12 protein-coding genes are annotated in these 20,291 nt (G+C 43.7%); 9 read left to right on the top strand and 3 right to left on the bottom strand.

Annotation, left to right across the window (positions count from 1 at the left end):
- Positions 1–66: 66 nt before the first annotated feature.
- From FSB76_RS10480 to FSB76_RS10465, 4 genes are all read left to right on the top strand, one after another.
- Positions 67–3,027, top strand: coding sequence for a tetratricopeptide repeat protein (locus tag FSB76_RS10480; RefSeq protein WP_147053526.1), 2,961 nt, complete (start codon positions 67–69; stop codon positions 3,025–3,027).
- A 10-nt stretch (positions 3,028–3,037) separates the two neighbouring features.
- A complete protein-coding gene (locus FSB76_RS10475) occupies positions 3,038–4,051 on the top strand; it encodes an STING domain-containing protein (protein ID WP_147053525.1) in 1,014 nt (337 codons plus the stop codon).
- Between the two features lie 7 nt (positions 4,052–4,058).
- Positions 4,059–5,897: a hypothetical protein gene (locus FSB76_RS10470; RefSeq protein ID WP_147053524.1), complete on the top strand. Its 1,839-nt coding sequence runs from the start codon at positions 4,059–4,061 to the stop codon at positions 5,895–5,897.
- 594 nt (positions 5,898–6,491) lie between these two features.
- On the top strand, positions 6,492–7,445 hold the full coding sequence (locus FSB76_RS10465) for a hypothetical protein (RefSeq protein WP_147053523.1): 954 nt from the start codon (positions 6,492–6,494) through the stop codon (positions 7,443–7,445).
- A gap of 116 nt (positions 7,446–7,561) precedes the next feature.
- Here the strand turns inward: FSB76_RS10465 and FSB76_RS10460 are convergent, their stop codons facing one another.
- Positions 7,562–9,256 carry a GH39 family glycosyl hydrolase gene (locus tag FSB76_RS10460; RefSeq protein ID WP_147053522.1) on the bottom strand — a complete coding sequence of 565 codons (1,695 nt, stop codon included), beginning with the start codon at positions 9,254–9,256 and terminating at the stop codon, positions 7,562–7,564.
- 92 nt (positions 9,257–9,348) lie between these two features.
- Positions 9,349–10,029, bottom strand: coding sequence for a GNAT family N-acetyltransferase (locus FSB76_RS10455; RefSeq protein ID WP_147053521.1), 681 nt, complete (start codon positions 10,027–10,029; stop codon positions 9,349–9,351).
- A 65-nt stretch (positions 10,030–10,094) separates the two neighbouring features.
- Here FSB76_RS10455 and FSB76_RS10450 point away from each other — a divergent pair, with 65 nt between their 5' ends.
- Both FSB76_RS10450 and FSB76_RS10445 read left to right on the top strand, forming a co-directional pair.
- Positions 10,095–10,724, top strand: coding sequence for a hypothetical protein (locus tag FSB76_RS10450; protein ID WP_147053520.1), 630 nt, complete (start codon positions 10,095–10,097; stop codon positions 10,722–10,724).
- A gap of 212 nt (positions 10,725–10,936) precedes the next feature.
- Positions 10,937–11,221, top strand: coding sequence for a hypothetical protein (locus FSB76_RS10445; protein ID WP_147053519.1), 285 nt, complete (start codon positions 10,937–10,939; stop codon positions 11,219–11,221).
- Positions 11,222–11,378: 157 nt separating this feature from the next.
- On the opposite strand, the gene FSB76_RS10440 is transcribed toward FSB76_RS10445, so the two are convergent.
- Positions 11,379–13,748, bottom strand: a complete 2,370-nt coding sequence (locus tag FSB76_RS10440) for an ABC transporter permease (protein WP_147053518.1) — start codon at positions 13,746–13,748, stop codon at positions 11,379–11,381.
- Between the two features lie 308 nt (positions 13,749–14,056).
- Here FSB76_RS10440 and FSB76_RS10435 point away from each other — a divergent pair, with 308 nt between their 5' ends.
- From FSB76_RS10435 to FSB76_RS10425, 3 genes are all read left to right on the top strand, one after another.
- Positions 14,057–15,154: a FecR family protein gene (locus tag FSB76_RS10435; RefSeq protein WP_147053517.1), complete on the top strand. Its 1,098-nt coding sequence runs from the start codon at positions 14,057–14,059 to the stop codon at positions 15,152–15,154.
- Positions 15,155–15,328: 174 nt separating this feature from the next.
- The gene (locus FSB76_RS10430; RefSeq protein WP_147053516.1) at positions 15,329–18,700 is read left to right on the top strand and encodes a TonB-dependent receptor; all 3,372 of its coding nucleotides are present in this window, start codon (positions 15,329–15,331) and stop codon (positions 18,698–18,700) included.
- A 4-nt stretch (positions 18,701–18,704) separates the two neighbouring features.
- Positions 18,705–20,183, top strand: coding sequence for a RagB/SusD family nutrient uptake outer membrane protein (locus FSB76_RS10425; protein WP_147053515.1), 1,479 nt, complete (start codon positions 18,705–18,707; stop codon positions 20,181–20,183).
- The last annotated feature ends 108 nt before the right edge of the window (positions 20,184–20,291 follow it).

Raw genomic sequence — 20,291 nt, 5'->3', positions numbered from 1 at the left:
GATGCGTCCACATCCCGTAAAATAATATTCATTAAATTTACCCTAAACCCAAGCTGTATCCGCCGCATGCATATCCATTACAAAATTTTCCTGGCTTCCTCTTCAGAACTTGCCGGCGACAGGCAGGCTTTTGGCGATATGGTGCAGGAGCTAAACGGCAAGGTGCAGCGCGAAGGCAAACAGGTGTACTTTGATTTGTACAAATGGGGACACGGCACCATGTCATTTGCCCAAATGCGCAAGCAGGCTACCTATATCCAGGAAATTGAAACCTGCCATATTTTTGTAATGCTGTATGAAAGCAAGGTAGGCGAGTATACCGACGAAGAATACGAATTTGCTTACAAACGCTTTAAGGAAACCGGGGAGCCGCAGGTACTGGTTTTTAAAAAGCAAACCGCCAAAACAACCGATAGCAGCTTAAAAGCCTTTGAAGCTAAAATAGCCCAAAGGGACGGCCAGTTTAAACCCCGCTATACCGATGCAGATGACCTGCGGGTAAAGCTATTTTCGGAAATAGACAAGTATTTTGCAACCGGGATTTTGCAGCCCGGTTTACCTGCCGAAACCATTTGCAACGATGGCCAAAGCGTGCCCGGTAATTTTGTGGGGCGCGAGGAGGAATTAAAGGCCATCCGCCAAAAGCTGGATGCCGGAGGCAAACTGATGCTCATTAATGCCGAGGGTGGCATTGGCAAAACAACCCTGGCTGCCAGGTACTGGCAGGAAAGCACCTATCATTATAAATTCAACGCCTGGCTGTTTTGCGAAAATGGCATTGTAAGCGAATTAAAGAAACTGGCCCCCCGCTTTAATATCGACCTGAGCAATTTGACTGAGGAAGAGCAGTTGGAACGGTTAAAGGCAGGCCTCCAAAATGTATCGCACAATTTTTTACTGGTGCTTGATAATGCCAATACCCCCGAACATATCGAGGCCTTTAAACAAAACTTTCGCGGCTTTCACTGGCACGTACTCATGACCAGCCGCTGCCATGGCATTTTGGAACCCGGGCAGGAATACCAGATAACCCACCTGCCCCCGCCTTTGGCCAGGGCCTTGTTTATGAGTAATTATACAGAGGAAGGCCCGGAATTTGAAACCCTGCTTGATAAGTTATTATTAGCCATTAACTACCACACCCTGCTGATAGACATTTTTAGCAAAAACATGCTGGAGCTAAAAAAGCGCGGCGAAACTTTGGCCGAGCTGCTTTGCGAGCTGGAAAACTACGGCCTGTTCCTGGGCAAACGAAGCTTTGAAGTAAACAATGTCTACGCCGGTAACCTGCATAAAAAAGCTGCGACTACAGACCAGATCCTGGATATCCTTTACGATTTTTCGAAACTGGACCATGCCGAACGCTACTGGCTGGTAAATATGGCCTTGCTACCCGCCGTGCCACACCACTTTATGTTTTTATGCGAGCTTTTTAAGCAGGATAAATTTGAATTTAAGGTTTTAGATGTACTGGCAAAAAAGGGCTGGCTAATTGATGATGACGTAAATTACCGCATAAGCCCGGTAGTGCAAAAAGTAACGCTTGCAAAAAATAAGGAAACCGTGCAAAAGGATAGCGAAGCATTGTTGGATAATTTGAACGAACAACTGGAGAATGATGGCACTTATTTAGAGCATTTTAATTCGGCGGGGCCCTTTGTGTCATTAGCCGAAACGATTACAAAAAACTTGATAAACAAGCCATCTCAAGGCTTAATTACGCTCAATTTTAATGCCGTAGTCTATTATATAAGCACTGGCAATTTAAGCGAAGCGCTATCTGTAGCCCAAATTGGGCAAAAAATAAGCCTGCAATTGAATAATAAAGGGTGGTTGGCTGTTTTTTACTCAAAGGTGGGCGAGGTACACGAGGCTACCGGCAGGCTGGCTGATGCCCTGCAATTTTACCACGATTATTTAAAACTCTCGGAAGAATTGCATGCTGAATTTCCTTCCGATGTATCTTTTAAAGATAGCCTGGCTATTTCTTATTTAAAGGTGGGCGATATACACCAGGCCAATGGCAGGCTGGCTGATGCCCTGCAATTTTATAACGATAGTTTAAAGCTTTCGGAAGAATTGTATCACGAATTGCCATCCGTTGTATCTTTTAAAAATGGCCTGGCGATTTCTTATTCAAGGTTGGGCGAGATACACCAGGCCAATGGCAGGCAGGCTGATGCCTTGCAATTTTATAACGATTATTTAAAACTTTCGGAAGAATTGTATCATGAATTCCCATCCAATGTATCTTTTAAAAAGAACCTGGCTATTTCTTATTCAAAGGTTGGCGATATACACCAGGCCAATGGCAGGCTGGCTGATGCCTTGCAATTTTATAAAGATTATTTAAAGCTTTCCGAAGAATTGTATCATGAATTCCCATCCGATGCATCTTTTAAAAGGGGGCTTGCTATTTCTTATTCAAAGGTGGGAGAGATACACCAGGCCAATGGCAGGCTGGCTGGTGCCCTGCAATTTTATAACGATTATTTAAAGCTTTCGGAAGAATTGTATCATGAATTCCCATCCGACGTATCTTTTAAAAGGGGCCTGGCTATTTCTTATTTAAAGGTGGGAGAGATACACCAGGCCAATGACAGGCTGGCTGATGCGCTGCAATTTTACAACGATAGTTTAGAGCTTTTGAAAGAATTGTATCATGAATTCCCATCCGTCGTATCTTTTAAAAATGGCCTGGCTATTTCTTATTCAAGAGTGGGCGCGATACACCAAGCCAATGGCAGGCTGGCTGATGCCCTGCAATTTTACCGTGATTATTTAAAACTCTTGGAAGAATTGCATCATGATTTTCCATCCGATGTATCTTTTAAAGATGGCCTGGCTATATCCTACACACAAATTGGTGCGATACTCTTAAAAGGGGATATTTTAAACGCCCAGCAATATTTTCGTAACGCCAAAAAGGTATGGGATGAACTGGTGATTGAAGCTCCACAATACGAGAAGTTTTCAAATAACCTCCGTTGGGTGGACGACGAACTTAAAAAAATAGAAAACCAATAACCTAAACTATATGAAACCAAAACTATTTATCGGTTCCTCGGCAGAGGCGCTTAGTATTGCCAGGGGGCTGCAGGCCTTGTTAACAAGTGACTTTGATGTAAAGGTATGGGATGCCGCTTTTATTGCCGGGGAGTTTTTTTTGGAGCGTTTACAAAAGGAGCTTTTTATTACCGATTATGCTTTGTTTATTATAGCGCCGGATGATAAGATTAATAAGCGGGGTGCCGATGGCTTTATTACCCGCGATAATGTAATTTTTGAACTGGGTATGTTTGTGGGCGCGCTTGGCCTTAAAAAGGCTTACTTTATAGTAGCCGAAATTGTGCAGGATGGAGTTAAAATAAGCCCTACGATACCAAGCGACCTGGATGGCATTAAGAAAACGAAGATAAAGCTGGATGCTGATGCCGATGGGGTGATTTTAAATAACGACAATAACAGCCAGGCCATGCATACCGCCGCCGATGCGATAGGGAAATTATTGAAAGTTAAAAAGGGCTTGACGTTAAACTTGCTGCCGTCTACATCCCTGGCTATTGGTTATTACCGCAATTTTATATTACAGGCATGTAAAGAACTATCCCTAAAGGCTGATTTTGAAGTAGCCGGCAAACAACATGACCTTACCCGCGATGCCTTTGATTTCTACATCGTTATTCCCGATAAAGGCCAGAGCGCATCGCATGCTGCCTATGAAAAATTTGTGCGCGATACTAAGCTTAACCACATACAAATAAAGCCTTCGAATCCCGATGCAAGGCCTTACCCATTTTTTATCCAGTCGGATTTAAAAAACGGCAGGCTGCAGTTATATGATTACCCTACCACGTTGCGCGCATCAAGCGACGCCATACAATTGGTAATGCCGGCCAATACAGATGAGGACGAGATTGAGGAATTGGAATTAAAAGAGATTGCCAATTTTAAAGCCACCCTGGAGTTTTTATTGAAAAAGCCGGATGCTGCCGGGTATAGGGATAATATTCACCTGGTAACCGCCACCCAAATAGCCAATACCCAATAACATATTTATGACGCATAAATTTATCACTATAGCCTTTGCCGGCAAACGCGACCTGCCCGTTGCAAACCAGGTACCCGAGGCCATTGCAACCCTGTTTGCAGCCCTTGATGCCGAATTTGGCCACACCAATTTGCACCTGGCAACCGGCCTGGCCAAAGGTGCCGACCAGGTTGTGGCCGGGGTATTTGATACCGGCAACTGGCTGGCGGAAGGTACCACCAACACCAAATCGATGGGGGCAGTGATAGCCTTTGGAAAAGACGATTACCTGGAAACCCTTAAAAATCCCGAATCGACCGAAGAGGTTGATTTGTTTACCTCGCTTTATGATAAATGCACCCATAAATTGCACCTCGATGGTGTGTATGCGCCCGGCGTCACCGGTAAGCCCCTAAGGTCAAGGGCGCACAGGCAGCAAGGCAGGTTCCTTACCCGCATGGCCGATGTATTTGTGGCTGTTGCTGCAAAAAATAGCGAATCGCTTGCCGGTGGCACATTGGAGTCTACCCTGTGCGCCCTGCAATCGGGCAAACCCGTAATACTTTACAATCTGGCCGACAGCCTGTTTTACTACTACCGCGATGCCATATCCTGGACACTGGATACCGAACAGGCAAGTAGCGTAGCGGATATAGTAAAGGCATTTAAAAAGGAATTTTACAGCCTGAAGCAAGATGATGCTGCCGGCGCAATACAATCATACCATACCGAGATTGAAAAGCTAAGCAAACCAACAAGCCTGATGTTTAGGCTGCGAAAAATGGCCTGGTTTTATGGTTCAGGATTGACCAGGGAGCCGGTAGCAGTAAAATCGCTGGCCGATGCCATAACCAACAAGCGGGCCGAATTGAGTAACATAAACGCCAGGTATCAATCGCAATACCGGGGCGGGTATATGTTAAACTATTTGCTGGCCTCCGTTGCGGTATTTATAGCGGTAATGGCAACCTGCTTTTACATTTATTTTCCCGAAAGCTGCTATTGGCGTTATATCATACTGATAATGCTGGGCATTGTTAAAGTGGTCTTGATCCTGATCATCATTAGCAATACCAAAACCATCAACAATAACAATTTCAATAAAATGGCCATCGAGTACCGTTACGTATCCGAAAGGCTTAGGGCAAACCTTCATTTAGCGTTTGCCGGTATTTTTAAAGCCATCAAACCCTCGCTTGGCAACCACAATAAAAATTATTTGGCCGCCTATCCCGGCGAGGTAGTGTATCAGCATATTTTGAATAATATATTTGAAACAGAATTCGAGATTACGCTAAACAGTAACGATTTGTTAGCAGGAACCGAGGCGATTGAGAAAGACTGGTATCAAACACAAATAAATTATCATAAAAAGGAAACGGAGGCCAAGCATGCCATGCACAGCCGGCTGGAGCATGTTGCTGAAAAAATGGGCGCATGGGTGTTGCGTATTGTTTATTTTGAGTTAGGACTGATGTCTGTTGAATTGTTATTGCTGTTTTTAAAATCGCACCATATTGAAATACCCGGAAATATAGAACACATTGTTGAAAAAGTAGGCCATATTTCGCCGGTTTTATTAGCGCTTACTACATTGCTGCCTTCTCTTGTAATCACCCTTATCAGTCTTAATTTTCAAACAGAAGCCAATCGGTTGTCTGTTCGGTCTGAAAGATTGATAAATGAAATTAATGGAGCGATAACTGACCTTGACCAAAAACGGAATGACTTACAAAAGCCGGAACGGTTAAGCGAGGGGGCTATATTTATGGATTTACTTAGTGAGTATGACAAAATGAGCACTATCACCACCGATGAAGTTGCCGAGTGGTCGTTATTGTACGAGAAAAACGTGCCCGAAACATAAAAACGTATAAGTACTTTCAGGATGAAATTCTCTTATTTTGAAACCCATTCTTCACTCCGTGTCCCCGGATTATACAACTTATAATCACATGAAATTAGGTATTCCGCAGTCCGCGTTAGGGATGGCAGAGGATACCGGCCCGAGCCTAATGCCGGTGCAGTATGAGCGTACAGCCCGGCCCCGTTTCTACCAACGGGGAAACGCCCATGTGATTTTTTTCTATGGTAAAAAAAGGTGTTGTAACAGTTCAAATTTGGTGTCATCCGGGCGCGTCGACGATGGGGTAAAAAGTATCGCTATTTTGTGCTTTTTTTATTGTTTAAGTGTGAAAATAACAATTAAAAACCGATCAAAAAACAGCCTTTTTTTAAGGAAATTACCTGTGTGAATTTGTATGCTATTTGTATAATGTTTGTGTGAATTTTTGATGTATTTGTGTGCTTTTTTGCATCATTAGTATATGATTTGTATCCTCTTTTTGAAAATGTTTTGCTATAGCTTAAATTCATGACAATTTTTGCGTTTTTGAGGGCCTCGCCGGTATTGCCCGGCGATTTTGTTATATTAGCACAACAACCATTTTAACTATAGCCATTGAAAAACAAGCTTATTTTGGCGCTGATGCTCCTGCTGGCGTCGGCTGCTACCCGGGCGGCGCAACCCCATGCCGATACGGTGAAAACGGGGGTGTATATTACCAGCATCCACGATATTAATTTTAAGGATAAGGAGTACACTATTGACCTTTGGCTATGGCTGAAGTACAAAAACCGCAAGTTTGATTTTGTGCAAAACCTGGAGGTTCCACAAGCCAAAACGGTTACTAAATCGTTTTCTACCATCGATTCTACCGGGGCTACTACCTACCTGCTCATGAAGCTGCAATGTGTAATGATGGACTCCTGGGCTATTAATAATTTCCCTTTTGATAAGCAGAAATTACGCTTTTCGATAGAGAATTCGCAGTTTGATTCGCACGCATTGGTGTTTGTGCCCGATACCCTGGGCAAACACTTCGACCCCCGCTTTACCCTGCGCGGCTGGCGTGTTGACAGCCTGGGCATAGCCGCCGGCATCAAGAAATATGAAACCGGCTTTGGCGATAGCACACTGGCCAAACCACATACCGAGTACAGCAACTTTAAGGTTACCATGAAGATAGCCCGCGACGCCATGGGCCTGTTTTGGAAGATGTTCCTGGGTATGTATGTGGCTTTCCTGATAGCGTACATGTGTTTTTACATCCATACAGATAGCATCGATTCGCGCTTTGGGCTAAGTGTGGGCGCTCTGTTTGCGGTGATTGGTAACAAGTATATCATCGATTCGGCCCTGCCCGAGTCGACCACCTTTACGCTGGTGGATACCCTGCATGGTACAACGCTGTTTTTTATACTCTGCATTATCATATGCACCGCGTACTCGTTACGGCTGATTAAAAAAGAACAGGAGGCCAAAGCCAAACGCTTTGATTTTATATGCGCACAAGTGCTGCTGGCGGTTTACCTGCTGCTGAATGGCTGGTTTATATACGGGGCGGTTAATTAATGTTCTAAGTCTAAAGTCCTAAGTCTTAAGCACAAAGTCAAAAGTTTTAAGTCAGAAAGCTTTTTTTTGACTTCAGTCTTAGAACTTCGGACTCAAGACTTCAGACTCAGAACTTACTACCAAGTTAATTTCAACAATGCTACACCTTGCCGGGGCAGGGTGATAGTGGTGTTTAAAATGCCGGCTTTAACCTGCAGTTTTATGGGTTTGCCAAGGGTTTGCAGTTGCCCGGCCTGCTCCAGTTGTTTCACCTGTTCGGGCGTAGGGCTTTGCGGCGATCCCATTTTTTTCCATACCTCGTAGGAGTTACTGTGCTGGTTATCAATTTGGTATTGCACAAGGGTTGCGGTGCCCGTGGGCAGGTTGCTGAGCGTTATGTTTACCGGCTGACCTGTGGCCTGTACATCATCGTCGTGGTAATTCCATACCATTACGGTTGCCTGTTTTTTGTCTTTGGCGGCCAGCGCGCCAATATCGGTGTGGCTGCCCCGCATGCCCGAGTCGGTAACGGCGGTAAGCGGGTACATCTGGCTGGCGTTAACCTTAAGCCGTTTGCCCTGCATCATCCCAAACATCCGGAATACGTTAAGCACCGGCTTATCGACCCCGTGGGTAGCCAAATCCCTGAACCCATAAAACCAGGGCTGGTTTTCAAACTCAAACGACCAGGATACCGCCCCCATAAAGTTTACCCCCAACGAGTCGGCCAGCAGGTACTTGCGTGCAAATGACGCAGCCGTGTAACTGGAATACATGGTGCCGTTGCGGTAAGCGTTGGATGGATTGGTGGCCATACCACAGGCCGCGCAGCCCTCCGGGTCAGATTCGCCGATAACGATGGGGATGTTTTTGGTTTGCGGGTAGGACGCCACTATTTTAAAGCCTTCGCGGATATCGCGCATTTGCGGGGCCATATTCATGCGTACATGGCCGTTAACCAAGGTAGGCTGCCCCTTGGCATGAAAGGAAATAACATCCAACGGCGAGCCTGTTTTGCCGGTAGCATAGTTGGTGCCGGTGAGGCAATGTTCAATAAATGCCCTCAAAAACCTCATCCCGCCCTGGCTTGATCCACCTGCTATTTCGGGGCCGCCAATTTTGGCGGTAGGTAAGGCCCTGCGCAGGCCCTGGGCGGCATAATCATACATTTTAAAAAACTCGGGCATGGTGCCTTTCCAATAGCTAATGTTGGGCTCGTTCCATACTTCCCAGTACCAGCTTTCTACTTCTTTTTTGCCATAACGGGCAACCGAGTGTTTTACCCATTGGTAAACCAGCTCTTCCCATTTGTTATAATCTTTAGGCGGATAGGCCCAGCCGGTGTAAATGTCGTTATAGTCGTCGCCCGGTTTCCAGTGATGGCGGTAAGGTTCGGGGTGGGTAGATAGGGCCTGGGGCATAAAGCCTATCTGGGCGTAAGGTTTCATGCCCAGTTTAATATAGGTATCAAATATGCTGTCAACCAGGTGCCAGTTGTAAACAGGCTTCCCGTTGGCATCTTCAGTATACGCATTGGTCGATCCCCATTTGAGGGCGGCTTCGCCATCGCCGGTGGTAAGCAGGTTGTGTACCCGCATGTGTACCGGCGTGGGGCTTAACGCGGCCAGGTGGGCAAGCAGTTTACGGCCATCTTTCATGTAGGTATAGTTGGGCTCATCGTGCCCAAACCATGCCCAAATTGGGCTCATGTTGCCGGTTTCGGCGTTTAAATCTATATTAATAGTGGCGGTTTGCTGCTGTGCGCAAATGCACTGGCTTTTTAGCAGCAATGTAAGTAGGCTTAAAAGCGCAAATCCTGTTTTGATATTCATATCCGGAATGTATAGGTTTTTGTTAGCGGGAATAACAAACATAGTACATTACTTGTGGATTATACACTTAATTAACAAAACTTTTACATTAGTTAAATTTTAGCTATCGCACAGATATTCATGGCTTTACGTGTTTCAAAGCCCAGTTTTTGATATACTTTAATCGCGTTTATATTACTTTGCAGCACATGTAAAAACGGGATTCCGCCTGTTTCTTTAATCAGCCGTACCTGGTGCATAATAAGGCGGCTGGCGTAACCCTTCCCCAGGTGATCGGGATGATTGCAAACGGCGCTTACCTCCATGTAGGGCAAAGGCTGTAACCTGCGCCCCGCCATGGCCACCAATTCATCGCCAATAAAAATACCAAAATAGTTGCCAAAATCGATAGTGCGGTTAAAGAAGGGGCCGGGATTTGTAAGCTTGGTAAGTGCCAGCATAGCTGGTATATGCTCATCAGTTAACGGCGTAAAGGCAATGTCGTCAATGGCTGCAGGTATGGGGTTTTCATATATCATCTGCAGGCATTTCATGGGGTTTACTACTTTCCAGGGCTGGGGTATTTCGTAGTCTCCGGGACTAAAAACCGCTATAGTGCGTTTGGGTTGTACAATATCATAAAGGGCGGCAAAGTTTTCGGGTGTGTTTTGTATCATTCCTGCAAAAGGGGATACATCAGGCAAAAAACATTTAACTGTATCTGTGCCTTCTGCAAGGTTATGATTGCCGGTTACAGATGCATTCCAGGCGGGATTATCAAGTGGGTGTTCCATTGGTGTAAATGTAGTTATTGGCAATAAACATATCTTTATCGAAAATTAAAAGGCACGCCGCTTACATGAATCAGTTTAAGATTAAATTTCAGGACAGGATAGAAACTTTTTTTGATTCAGCAACATCTGCCAGGCAAAATACCGGGCTTTTAACCGACGTGCTTGACTATGCCAATGCCGATCCTCACCGTTTTAAAAAAGAGATAAAAGAACTGCAATTTGGCTCCGTGCTATCATCACCATTACCCGTTGTTTTGGAGGCCCTTGCCGTTGATACAGCGACTTGGGGCGAATTTTACGTAGATGTTTTAAAGGAGATATTTGAAAAGGCCCGCGAAGTTAAAAAGCCGAAGGAAATATTGGGTTATTTAATGGAGTTTGCCTTTATTGAAAAAGATCTGTTGCCCTTTAATCAAAAAATTGTAGACATATTGATGCGGGAGGCTGAAACTGATATAGTGGAAATAAAAATTGCTGCTATAAATACTTTGGCAAACTATATTTTAAACCCTTCTATCGGGAATAAAGACTTAGTTAAGGCCGTCTTCATTTCCAAATTAAACGACCCAAGCTGGAAGGTTAGATGCTTTACTTATGAGCTTTTAAGGGTGGAAAATATCCTACCCCAGGGGCAACGTTTATCAATCAAGGACCAATTATTAAAACTTGTTTTCGGCTCACCATCGGCGATATAAGCATGCTTGTCATTCTGTATAAAAAAGACGCAGTTTCTTTTACTGATGTACTGAAAGCCAAACAATTGGTACCCATCTATCCATATTTCAAATTAAAAAATATAACTAATTGATTAATAATGTGTTTTTCATGAAGATGGTTTGATTTTTGTTGCATTTAACGTAACAAAACATTCACTTTTTACGTCTACTAACTATTAAATCGCTTGATCATGAAAAACAATAAAATCAAACTTAATAATGCACTCACCAGCCGGGTAATAGATCTGCATAACCAAGGTTATACTGACGACTTTTTGCCCGTAAAAAATGAATTTTTTTGCCTTCAAAACAGTGAAAATTTTTCGCTTGCCGATTTAAATATCCAGGTAATTGACCAGTGTTTTGATCAATTTAGCAACACTTATAAATACATACATACCATTGAAACCGCTAACGGCAACAAAGGCCTGTTAATGACCGATTTGATGTTTGCTGATATGGAAGCTGTTAGCTAATGGTTTAAACGCGCTATGCGATATTTGCTCCAATTACATCTGTACATTCTTCTTAACAACACCAGCCGACTTAAGCTCCATTTATAAATGATAGGGCAAAGTATACCTGTGTTCATAAACAGGGATAGAGAAACTACCACTCCCGCTTCAATACTATCTACTCCGATCTCAGACTTTTTACCGGGTTGGCCAATGCGGCTTTGATAGCCTGGAAGCCTACGGTAAATAGGGTAATAACCATAACCGACATAGCTGCAATAACAAAAACTACCGGGCCAATATCAATACGATAAACAAAGCCCTGCAGCCACCGGCTCATGGCGTACCAGGATATGGGGAAGGCGATGATTACCGCGATGGCCACCAACTTCAAAAAATCCTGCGTAAGCATAATCATGATGCTGTTTACCGATGCACCAATTACCTTGCGGATGCCAATTTCTTTTTGCCTTTTTTGAGCAGTAAAGGCCACAAGGCCAAACAACCCCAGGCAGGATATCAAAATAGCCAGGAACGAAAAATATTGCGCCAGTGCAGATACCCTTACTTCGGTTTCATATTGTTTCTGGTAAGCTTCATCCAGAAAGCTGTACGCGAATGGGAAGCCCGGATTAAAGGATTCATACAGTTGTTGAATTTTTGCAATGGTTTCTTTTTGATGATCGCCTTTGAGCCTGATCATCATTTTAAAATAAGGGCTGCTGCCTTGTGCCAGCAGGATAAACGATGGCCTTACCACCTCGTGTAACGATTCGAAATGATAATCTTTTACCACACCAATAACCTGGCAGGTATTACCCAAAACTTTAATGGTGCGGCCTACCGGGTTTTGAAGCTGCATGGCCTTAACGGCGGTTTGGTTAAGTATTACCTTGCTGCCCTCGGCGCCGTAGTTTTTGTTAAACGAACGGCCGGCGGCCATTTGCATATCCATGGTTTCGATAAAGTTGAAACCACCAAAAAAACCTTCAAAGTACACATCGCCGTTTGATTGTTTACCATCCCAACTAAGGCCGGCGGTGCCAAAATTGCGCCCAACCATGTTGTGCTGCGTAAAGCTGGCATTTAAAACACCCGGGATATTTTTCAGTTCGGCGGCAAAGTTCTCTTCGTTTCCGGCAAGCTTGCCTTCCGAGTCAATGCGGATCAGGTTATCTTTGTTATAACCGGGTTTGGTATGCTGGATGTATTGAATTTGCCTGTAAACCACCAGTACAGCAACAATAAGGGCCACCGATAACGTGAATTGAAACACCACTAAACCCTTACGGGCCAGCAGCTCGGTAAATGATGAACTGAGCTTGCCCTTTAAAATAGCCAGCGGATTAAATTTAGACAAATACAAGGCCGGGTAACTGCCCGATACCAAACCGGTAAACAGCGTAATGCCTGCAAGCATTATAATAAGCTGCGGGGTAAATTCAAGCCGTATTTGTTTACCGGTAAGCTGGTTAAACTGGGGTAGCAATGCCCAGGCTATACCTATAGCCAATACCATGGTAAATATGGCCATCAGTAATGATTCGGACAAGAACTGGGCAATCAGCTGGCCGCGTTTTGCACCAACTACTTTTTTAATGCCTACCTCTTTCATTCGGCCCGATGCTTTGGCCGTACTTAGGTTCATAAAATTGATACAGGCAATAAGCAGAATAAACACGGCAATAACCGAAAATAGTTTCACATACTCCTCGCGGCCGCCAACGCGGGCACCATGGTTAAACGTATTTTTAAGGTAATTATCAGAAAAGCGCATGGCTACAGCACTCCGCGTGGTATCACCACTATTCTTTTTTACAAGATTGAGTATCTTTTTGTTAAATACAGCCAGGTTAACCCCTTTTTTTAGCATCACAAAGTTATGCGGGCCGCCATTGTTCCAGGTTTTTACCCAGCCCTGCACGTCGGCCAGGTAATCAAATGATAACACAAAATCAAACTGCTGGGATGAGTGTACGGGCAATTTTTCAAATACGCCGGTAACCGCAAACTCCTTGTCGTGCTGAAAGCGGACGGACTTGCCTATGGCATTATCAACAGTAGTAAACAGCTTTTTGGCCAGTTCGTCGGATATTACAATATCGGCTTTGGCTGCAAGCACATTGCCGCGCTCGCCGTGCAGCATTTTAAAAGAGAAGATGTTGAAATAATCTTTACCCACGTACTGCCCGCTGGCTTTAATGTTTTTATCACCAACCGTTAAAGTAAATTTTTGCCACCAATCGGCGGGGGCCACGGCCGCGGCATATTGCACATCCTCGGATACCTGGGTTTTTAGCACATCGCTCACCAGGCCCGATGATTCGTCGCTAATTTGCTGACTGCCGCCGCCGGTGCGGTGTTCCATAATTTGATAAACTTGGTTATCGTTATCAAAAAATTTATCGTAACTCAGCTCATCATGTACCCACAAATAAATTAACAGCGTACAGGCCAGCCCGGCCGAAAGGCCAAGCACATTTAAAAAAGTAAACTGTTTATCCTTTTTTAGATTGCGGAAAGCAATCTTGATGTAGTTTTTAAGCATGGCACCGGGTTTTAGGAGTTAACAAACAGACGTTATCGCCCAAATCAGCGTAAATATTATGCCTCTGTTTTAACTATTTGATTGTTAGATATATAATAACCAATCAGGTACTTTCCACTGTATCGAAACCGGACGATTTGCGTACGTTTTTGGTATGGCCGGGAAAGTGCTACAGGCACCTCAATCGCGCCCAAATGAGACTCATCAAAAGCTTGATAGCGGCACTGTTTTACAGCCTTAAAATTTATTTTAAATTCTTTTAGGAAAATCGCGATTGACTGGTGTCCTTACATCAGATCGACTAAATTATGGGAAAATCAAGGTTTATTGAGCTGATGGCTAAAAGTATGGACGGATCGGCCAATAAGGAAGAGTTGGATGAACTCGAACTGTTTTTAAATCAGCACCCCGGATACAAAAAAATTCAGCAGGTAACAGACGCCTTAACAGGTACACTTAATAACGACAGCGAGGTTTTGCCTACTACTATAAACAGTAAGCTGGATGAGTTATGGGTTAAAATAAAAGATTCTGAAGAAACAGAAACCGAAGTTTCTACTACCAATGTACGGCCATTTAACTGGAGGTGGATTGGCGCGGCTGCTGCAGTTGCCGTACTTGCTTTGTTTGGCTTTTTGTTTTATAACAGGCAGGCCAAACAGCAACTTGATGTGGCAGTAACAAAAAAAATTGATGTGCCTTTTGGCAAAATGATGCAGGTTACTTTATCAGATGGTACCAAAGTGAAGTTGAATGCAGGCAGTCATTTTTCGTACCCTTCGGTTTTCCAGGCCGGGCAAAGGGAGGTAAGTTTAGAAGGTGAGGGCTTTTTTGAAGTAACCAAAAATCCGAAGAGACCATTTTTGGTACATACCGCCGGCTTCACAGTAAAAGTTTTAGGTACTGTATTTAACGTAAAGGCTTACCGCAACGACAAAACAACCGAAACTACTTTATTAAAAGGAAAGGTGCAGGTTGAGCTGGCCGATGACCCCGAAAAAAAGATCATTTTATCGCCCCACGAAAAACTGACCATTAATAACCCGGCGCAAGGTGTACCTAACCAGGCCGTTAAAACGACAGTTGCCAAAATTAAATATGAGGTAGCCACATTGCCGGTTGTAAGCAACGATGTGTATGCAGAAAATGCCTGGATAGACCACAAAATAATGTTTGCCAATAATGATTTTGAAGACGTTGCCCGGCAAATGGAACGCAAATACGATGTGAGGATAGTGTTTGCAGATGAAGCCCTCAAAAAAGAGCAGATAAGTGGTGTGCTTGAAAATGAAAGCCTGGATACTGCCCTGAATTTCCTGAGGCAAATTGTACCGTTGCAATCAAAAATTGATGGTAGTACGGTTTACCTATCCTACAAGAGTAAAAAAATAACAACAACCAACTAATATTAACTTAACAGCAGCACATGAAGAAAAACAATTACCTAACAGACTCCTGAAGCCCATAAATAAACAAGGGAAGAGGTGCAACTCTTCCCCGCAAAAATCTGGGATTTATCATTGTGAGTAAGCGAGTTGGAACCGAGCTTACTCTATCCATTAATTTTCAAAACAAATGTAATGAAAAAAACAAGAAGGGCATTTGCCATTCCGGGTGCCCCCGTATGCCTTAAAGTTATTTTGCTAATGAAAGCAGTTTTCTTGCTAATCCTGGTTACCTGCATGCAGGTTTCGGCCAGTGTTTATTCACAACAGAAATTTACACTCAGCATTAAGCAAACTGAGGTAAGTACTATACTTGCCAAAATTCAAAAACAAAGCGATTACCGTTTCTTTTACAACTACGCCGCCATAAAAAAACTGGGCAAGGTTGATCTGGACGTTAAAAACGCTTCTATCGAACAGGTGTTGAGCTCGCTTATGGATAATAAGCTGCCCTACAAAATGGCCGATGACCACGTAGTGATCATATCGGCAGCCGAAACTACCAATGCCCTTTTGCTTGTAAAAGGAAAAGTGGTTGACGCCAAAGGCGAACCGCTCATTGGTGTAAACATCAGGCTGCAGGGTACCAACCTCGGGGTAACAACAGATGTTAACGGTAACTTCGTAATTAACGCCCCGGTTAACGGCGTACTGGAGTTTAGTTATATAGGCTTCGAGAAAAAAATAGTGACTATCAATGGCGATCAGACCCTGTCAATCACGCTTGTTGCCTTGCCATCTGCTTTAACAGAAGTTGTTGTAGTAGGTTATGGTACCACTAAAAAAATAGATGTAACGGGTTCTGTTGCCAGCGTTAAAGGTGCCGATATTCAAAATTTACCTGTGGCATCAGCTGCACAGGCCCTGGATGGCCGCGCAAGTGGCGTAAGCATTGTACGTAACGATGGTTCGCCTGGTGCAGCGCCAAGCATCCGTATTCGTGGTACCGGTACTATTAATGATGCTAACCCCCTTATTGTTATTGATGGCGTACCAACCAGCAACGCCGATGCGCTAAGTGATATTAACCCTAATGATATTGCATCTGTCGAAATTTTAAAGGACGCCTCTTCAAGTGCTATTTATGGTACAAGGGCCGCAAATGGTGTAGTTTTGGTGACTACTAAAAAGGGTACTTACAATCAGAAACTATCAACATCGGTTAATTTTTACAACGGTTTCCAAAATACAACCAAATACATTAAGCTGCTTACCGCTCCTGATTTGTACAAATTGAAAAGAGAGCGGTATACCAATGATGGTGCTACTATAGATGCGCCATGGACCGATACCTATTATGCAACTCAGCGTACTGATTGGCAGCATGCCATTATGGGTACAGGGCATGTAACCAATGGCGATGTAAGTTTGCAAGGTGGTAACGACGTATCTAATTATTATCTTTCACAATCAATTTATAACGAAGACGGTATCATCGACAAAACCAACTTTAAACGCTACGTTACCCGTATCAATTCTGAACATAAAATAACCCCATGGTTTAAGCTGGGCGAGAATGTGCAGTTATCTTACGGCAATCAAAATGGCTTTGATAACAATAACTCGCAAACGGGATTGATTTTCTCGGCATTGCGATTTAACCCGGCAATCCCCCTGGTTAATCCCGATGGTACATACGGAACATCAAAAGCTTATGCCAACCAGTTAGGTGATATTAACAGCCCTTATGCCACCATTCAGGAGGCCGATAAGTACACAAAAAAATATCGTGTACTGGCTAACGCGTTTGCCGAAATTTCATTTTTGAAGGAACTGAAACTGCGTGTTAACTATGCGTTTGACGGCTCGTTGATACGCAATTACAACTTTAATGTTGCCGATGTTAACCAGACAAGGCCAAACCAAACATCTACCCTCACACAAAGCGAGGAAGAAGTATCGTCTCAGTTGCTCGAATCGTTCTTAACCTACGATAAGGTATTTGGTAAAAGCCACGTAACCTTTACCGGTGGCTATTCTTATCAAAACTTTAAAGACTACGGCTTTACAGCGCAAAGAGTTGGCTATGATGATACCGACCCGGATCAAAGAGTACTTAATCAGGGTGCCCTTCAGCTTAACTCAAATATAATACCACAACCAACATCCCTTCAGTCGGGTTTTGCAAGGCTGTTTTATGATTACGACAGCAGGTTTCTGGCAACGGTAACATTCCGTGCGGATGGATCTTCAAAATTTGCCCCTGGTAACCAGTGGGGTTATTTCCCGGCCTTTTCATTGGGCTGGAGGTTGTCTAACGAACAATTTATCAAAAACATAACCTGGATAAGCAACCTTAAATTAACCGGTGGTTATGGCGAACTCGGAAATCAGAATGTTAGCCCTTACCAGTACTTAAGTTTATTAAAAATAGGCAGCACCTACGAAAACAATGGCTACGCATTTGGTGGCTCGGGAGTAAGTGGTGCCGCAGTTACCAGCATTGCCAACCCCGATATTACCTGGGAAAGGGCTGCCATGACCAACATTGCACTTGATGCCGGTTTTTTAAATAACCAGTTAAATACTACTGTAACGTGGTTTAATAAAAACACCAAAGATATGCTGATATCACCTCCGGTAGTAGGCACGTCGGGTTCGGTAGCAATCCCTAACCAAAACATTGGTACCATGAATAACAAAGGTGTTGAGGTTGAGGTTAATTACCAGGGCGGCGATGATAAATTAAAATACTCGTTTGGCGCAAATGCATCTTTCATTAAAAACAAGGTAACACAGTTAAACGGCGAAGGCACGTTTATAGGTTCTACTGTTTACGGCCGCTCAAGTCAGGAAATTTCACGTACTTACCAGGGCCAGTCGATAGCATCGTTCTATGGCTGGAAAACAGATGGATTATATCAAACCCAGGCCGAGATAGACAATGATCCCGCGCTTAAAAATGATTCGCGCAAAAGCTCGATCAGGCCTGGCGACGTTAAATTTCTGGATTTAAACAGTGATGGTTTAATTGATGGTAACGACCGCACTAACCTGGGCAATCCTAACCCGAATGTTACAGCAGGTATCCAGGGCAGTATATCGTACAAAGGGTTTGATTTATCGGCCAATTTTACCGGTGTATTTGGCGTAAGCTTATACAACGCCGACAGGATGCAGGGTATCGATCCAACTTATCCGTTTAACCTGTATGCCGAAGATTTAGGCCGCTGGACAGGCGCTGGTACAAGCAATACCATTCCCCGTTTATCGCTTGACCGTGCTAATGATAACTACCGCACATCCGATCTGTTTGTAGAAAGCGGTAACTATTTCAGCCTTAAAAACGTCACGTTGGGCTATACTTTACCTTTAACATGGTCTAAAAAAGCCGCCCTTAAAAGTGTAAAATTGTACGCTTCCGGGCAAAATGTCTTTATGATAACCAAATACAAAGGCTATACACCCGAGTTAGGTTATACCAACGGCAACCTGCAGCGCGGCGTTGATGTGGCTCAGTACCCATCGGTACGTACAATTACATTCGGTGTAACAGTTAAATTATAAAATCATGAAATCGAACAAAATATTATATATAGCAATAGCACTGGCTTTATTTAACAGCAGCTGTAAAAAAGCGCTCGATTTAAAGCAGCAGGGGGTTTATACCTCTGATAATTATTTCAGAAATGAAACAGATGCCGTTACCGCCGTTAATGGGATATACAGCATTTTACCTGAAGAAGATTATATTGGCCATGCCGAATGTACATTTGATGTACCATCTGACGATTACTGGCGCTCAGGCGACCACGGCGAAGATGAAGGCATTGAAAATTTAACTTACGATGCTTCAAACGCGGCTATCAGGTACCCCTGGAAATGGCGCTACGAAGAAATCAACCGCGCTACCAATTGCATTATCAATATCCCTAAAATCACCGCTATATCTGCCGATATTAAAAATCGCAGCATGGGCGAGGCTTATTTTTTAAGAGCGTTTGGCTACTGGCGCGGAATGTTAATTCATGGCGATGTACCAATTATCACAGAGGATGATTACTCGAAACAATTATTTAACGTTCCCAAATCGCCGATTGAAGAAGTTCGTAAACAAATAGAAAGCGATTTGCTGAAAGCTGTTGACCTGCTGCCGGAAAGTTACGATGCTTCAAATCTCGGCCGGGTAAGTAAAGGTACAGCATTGGGGCTTTTAACCAAGCTTTACATGAACTGGGAAAAACTTCCCGAGGCTATTGCAACTGGGCAAAAGGTAATATCCAATTCGCATTACGCATTGGCTCCCAATTACACCGATAACTTCACCCGTGCAAATGAAACCAGCACCGAAATGCTTTTTTCTATCCAGGCGGTACAAAACGTGTTACCAAATGATTTTACGGTTTACTATATCCCAAGGCCATGGGGCGGTTACGGCTTTAGCCAGCCATTACAGGGATTGGTAAATGAGTTTGAAGCTAATGATCCACGTAAAGCTGCAACTGTATTAAGTGTTGGAGACAAAGTTGATCTTGGTGACAACAAAGGCTTAACTACCTTTACCGCTGATCTGTCGGCAACCGGGTTCGCATTTAAAAAATACGCAGTATTTAACACATTCGCCGATGGTGGCGGTGTTGATCATAGCTTTGTGGTACCTTTAATGCGGTCAGCCGATATTTACCTGCTGGTAGCCGAAGCTCTTATACGTACACAGGGTGCCGGCGCGGGCGATGTGCTGATAAACCAGATAAGGCACCGGGCTTCGCCATTGTTGCCACCCGTTGTAGGTGCAGGTATGACACAGTTAATACATGAGCGCCGTGTTGAACTTGCCGGTGAAGGCGAGCGCCACCAGGATTTAATGCGCTGGGACAAGAAAAACATTGTTGATATTGCAGCCATATACAACAAGGCAGTTTCAAAAGCACCTATTGACCAATCTAAAACAGTTACGTTTGTTCGCCCTAAAAATTACTATTTCCCGTTACCACAGGTAGAAATTGATAAGAGTAAAGGCGTTTTGGTACAAAATCCAAACTTTAAGTAAAAATGATTAATTAAATGCCGGTAGCCGAACTGATTTGTTAAGTCGATTTGTTTGGCTGCCGGTATTTTTATTTATATAACACCCTATACAAACAGAACCAGCTTTAAA

Source organism: Mucilaginibacter ginsenosidivorax (genome assembly GCF_007971525.1).
GTDB lineage: Bacteria > Bacteroidota > Bacteroidia > Sphingobacteriales > Sphingobacteriaceae > Mucilaginibacter > Mucilaginibacter ginsenosidivorax.
The sequence above is the reverse complement of the archived record's forward strand: the minus strand, read 5'-3'. Positions and strand labels throughout refer to the sequence as shown.

Bases quoted from the DNA above. Each gene is read 5' to 3' on its own strand.
- FSB76_RS10440 (WP_147053518.1), bottom strand. From the start codon at position 13,748: ATGCTTAAAAACTACATCAAGATTGCTTTCCGCAATCTAAAAAAGGAT.
- FSB76_RS10425 (WP_147053515.1), top strand. From the start codon at position 18,705: ATGAAATCGAACAAAATATTATATATAGCAATAGCACTGGCTTTATTT.
- FSB76_RS10455 (WP_147053521.1), bottom strand. From the start codon at position 10,029: ATGGAACACCCACTTGATAATCCCGCCTGGAATGCATCTGTAACCGGC.
- FSB76_RS10435 (WP_147053517.1), top strand. From the start codon at position 14,057: ATGGGAAAATCAAGGTTTATTGAGCTGATGGCTAAAAGTATGGACGGA.
- FSB76_RS10430 (WP_147053516.1), top strand. From the start codon at position 15,329: ATGAAAAAAACAAGAAGGGCATTTGCCATTCCGGGTGCCCCCGTATGC.
- FSB76_RS10475 (WP_147053525.1), top strand. From the start codon at position 3,038: ATGAAACCAAAACTATTTATCGGTTCCTCGGCAGAGGCGCTTAGTATT.
- FSB76_RS10470 (WP_147053524.1), top strand. From the start codon at position 4,059: ATGACGCATAAATTTATCACTATAGCCTTTGCCGGCAAACGCGACCTG.
- FSB76_RS10445 (WP_147053519.1), top strand. From the start codon at position 10,937: ATGAAAAACAATAAAATCAAACTTAATAATGCACTCACCAGCCGGGTA.
- FSB76_RS10480 (WP_147053526.1), top strand. From the start codon at position 67: ATGCATATCCATTACAAAATTTTCCTGGCTTCCTCTTCAGAACTTGCC.
- FSB76_RS10450 (WP_147053520.1), top strand. From the start codon at position 10,095: ATGAATCAGTTTAAGATTAAATTTCAGGACAGGATAGAAACTTTTTTT.
- FSB76_RS10460 (WP_147053522.1), bottom strand. From the start codon at position 9,256: ATGAATATCAAAACAGGATTTGCGCTTTTAAGCCTACTTACATTGCTG.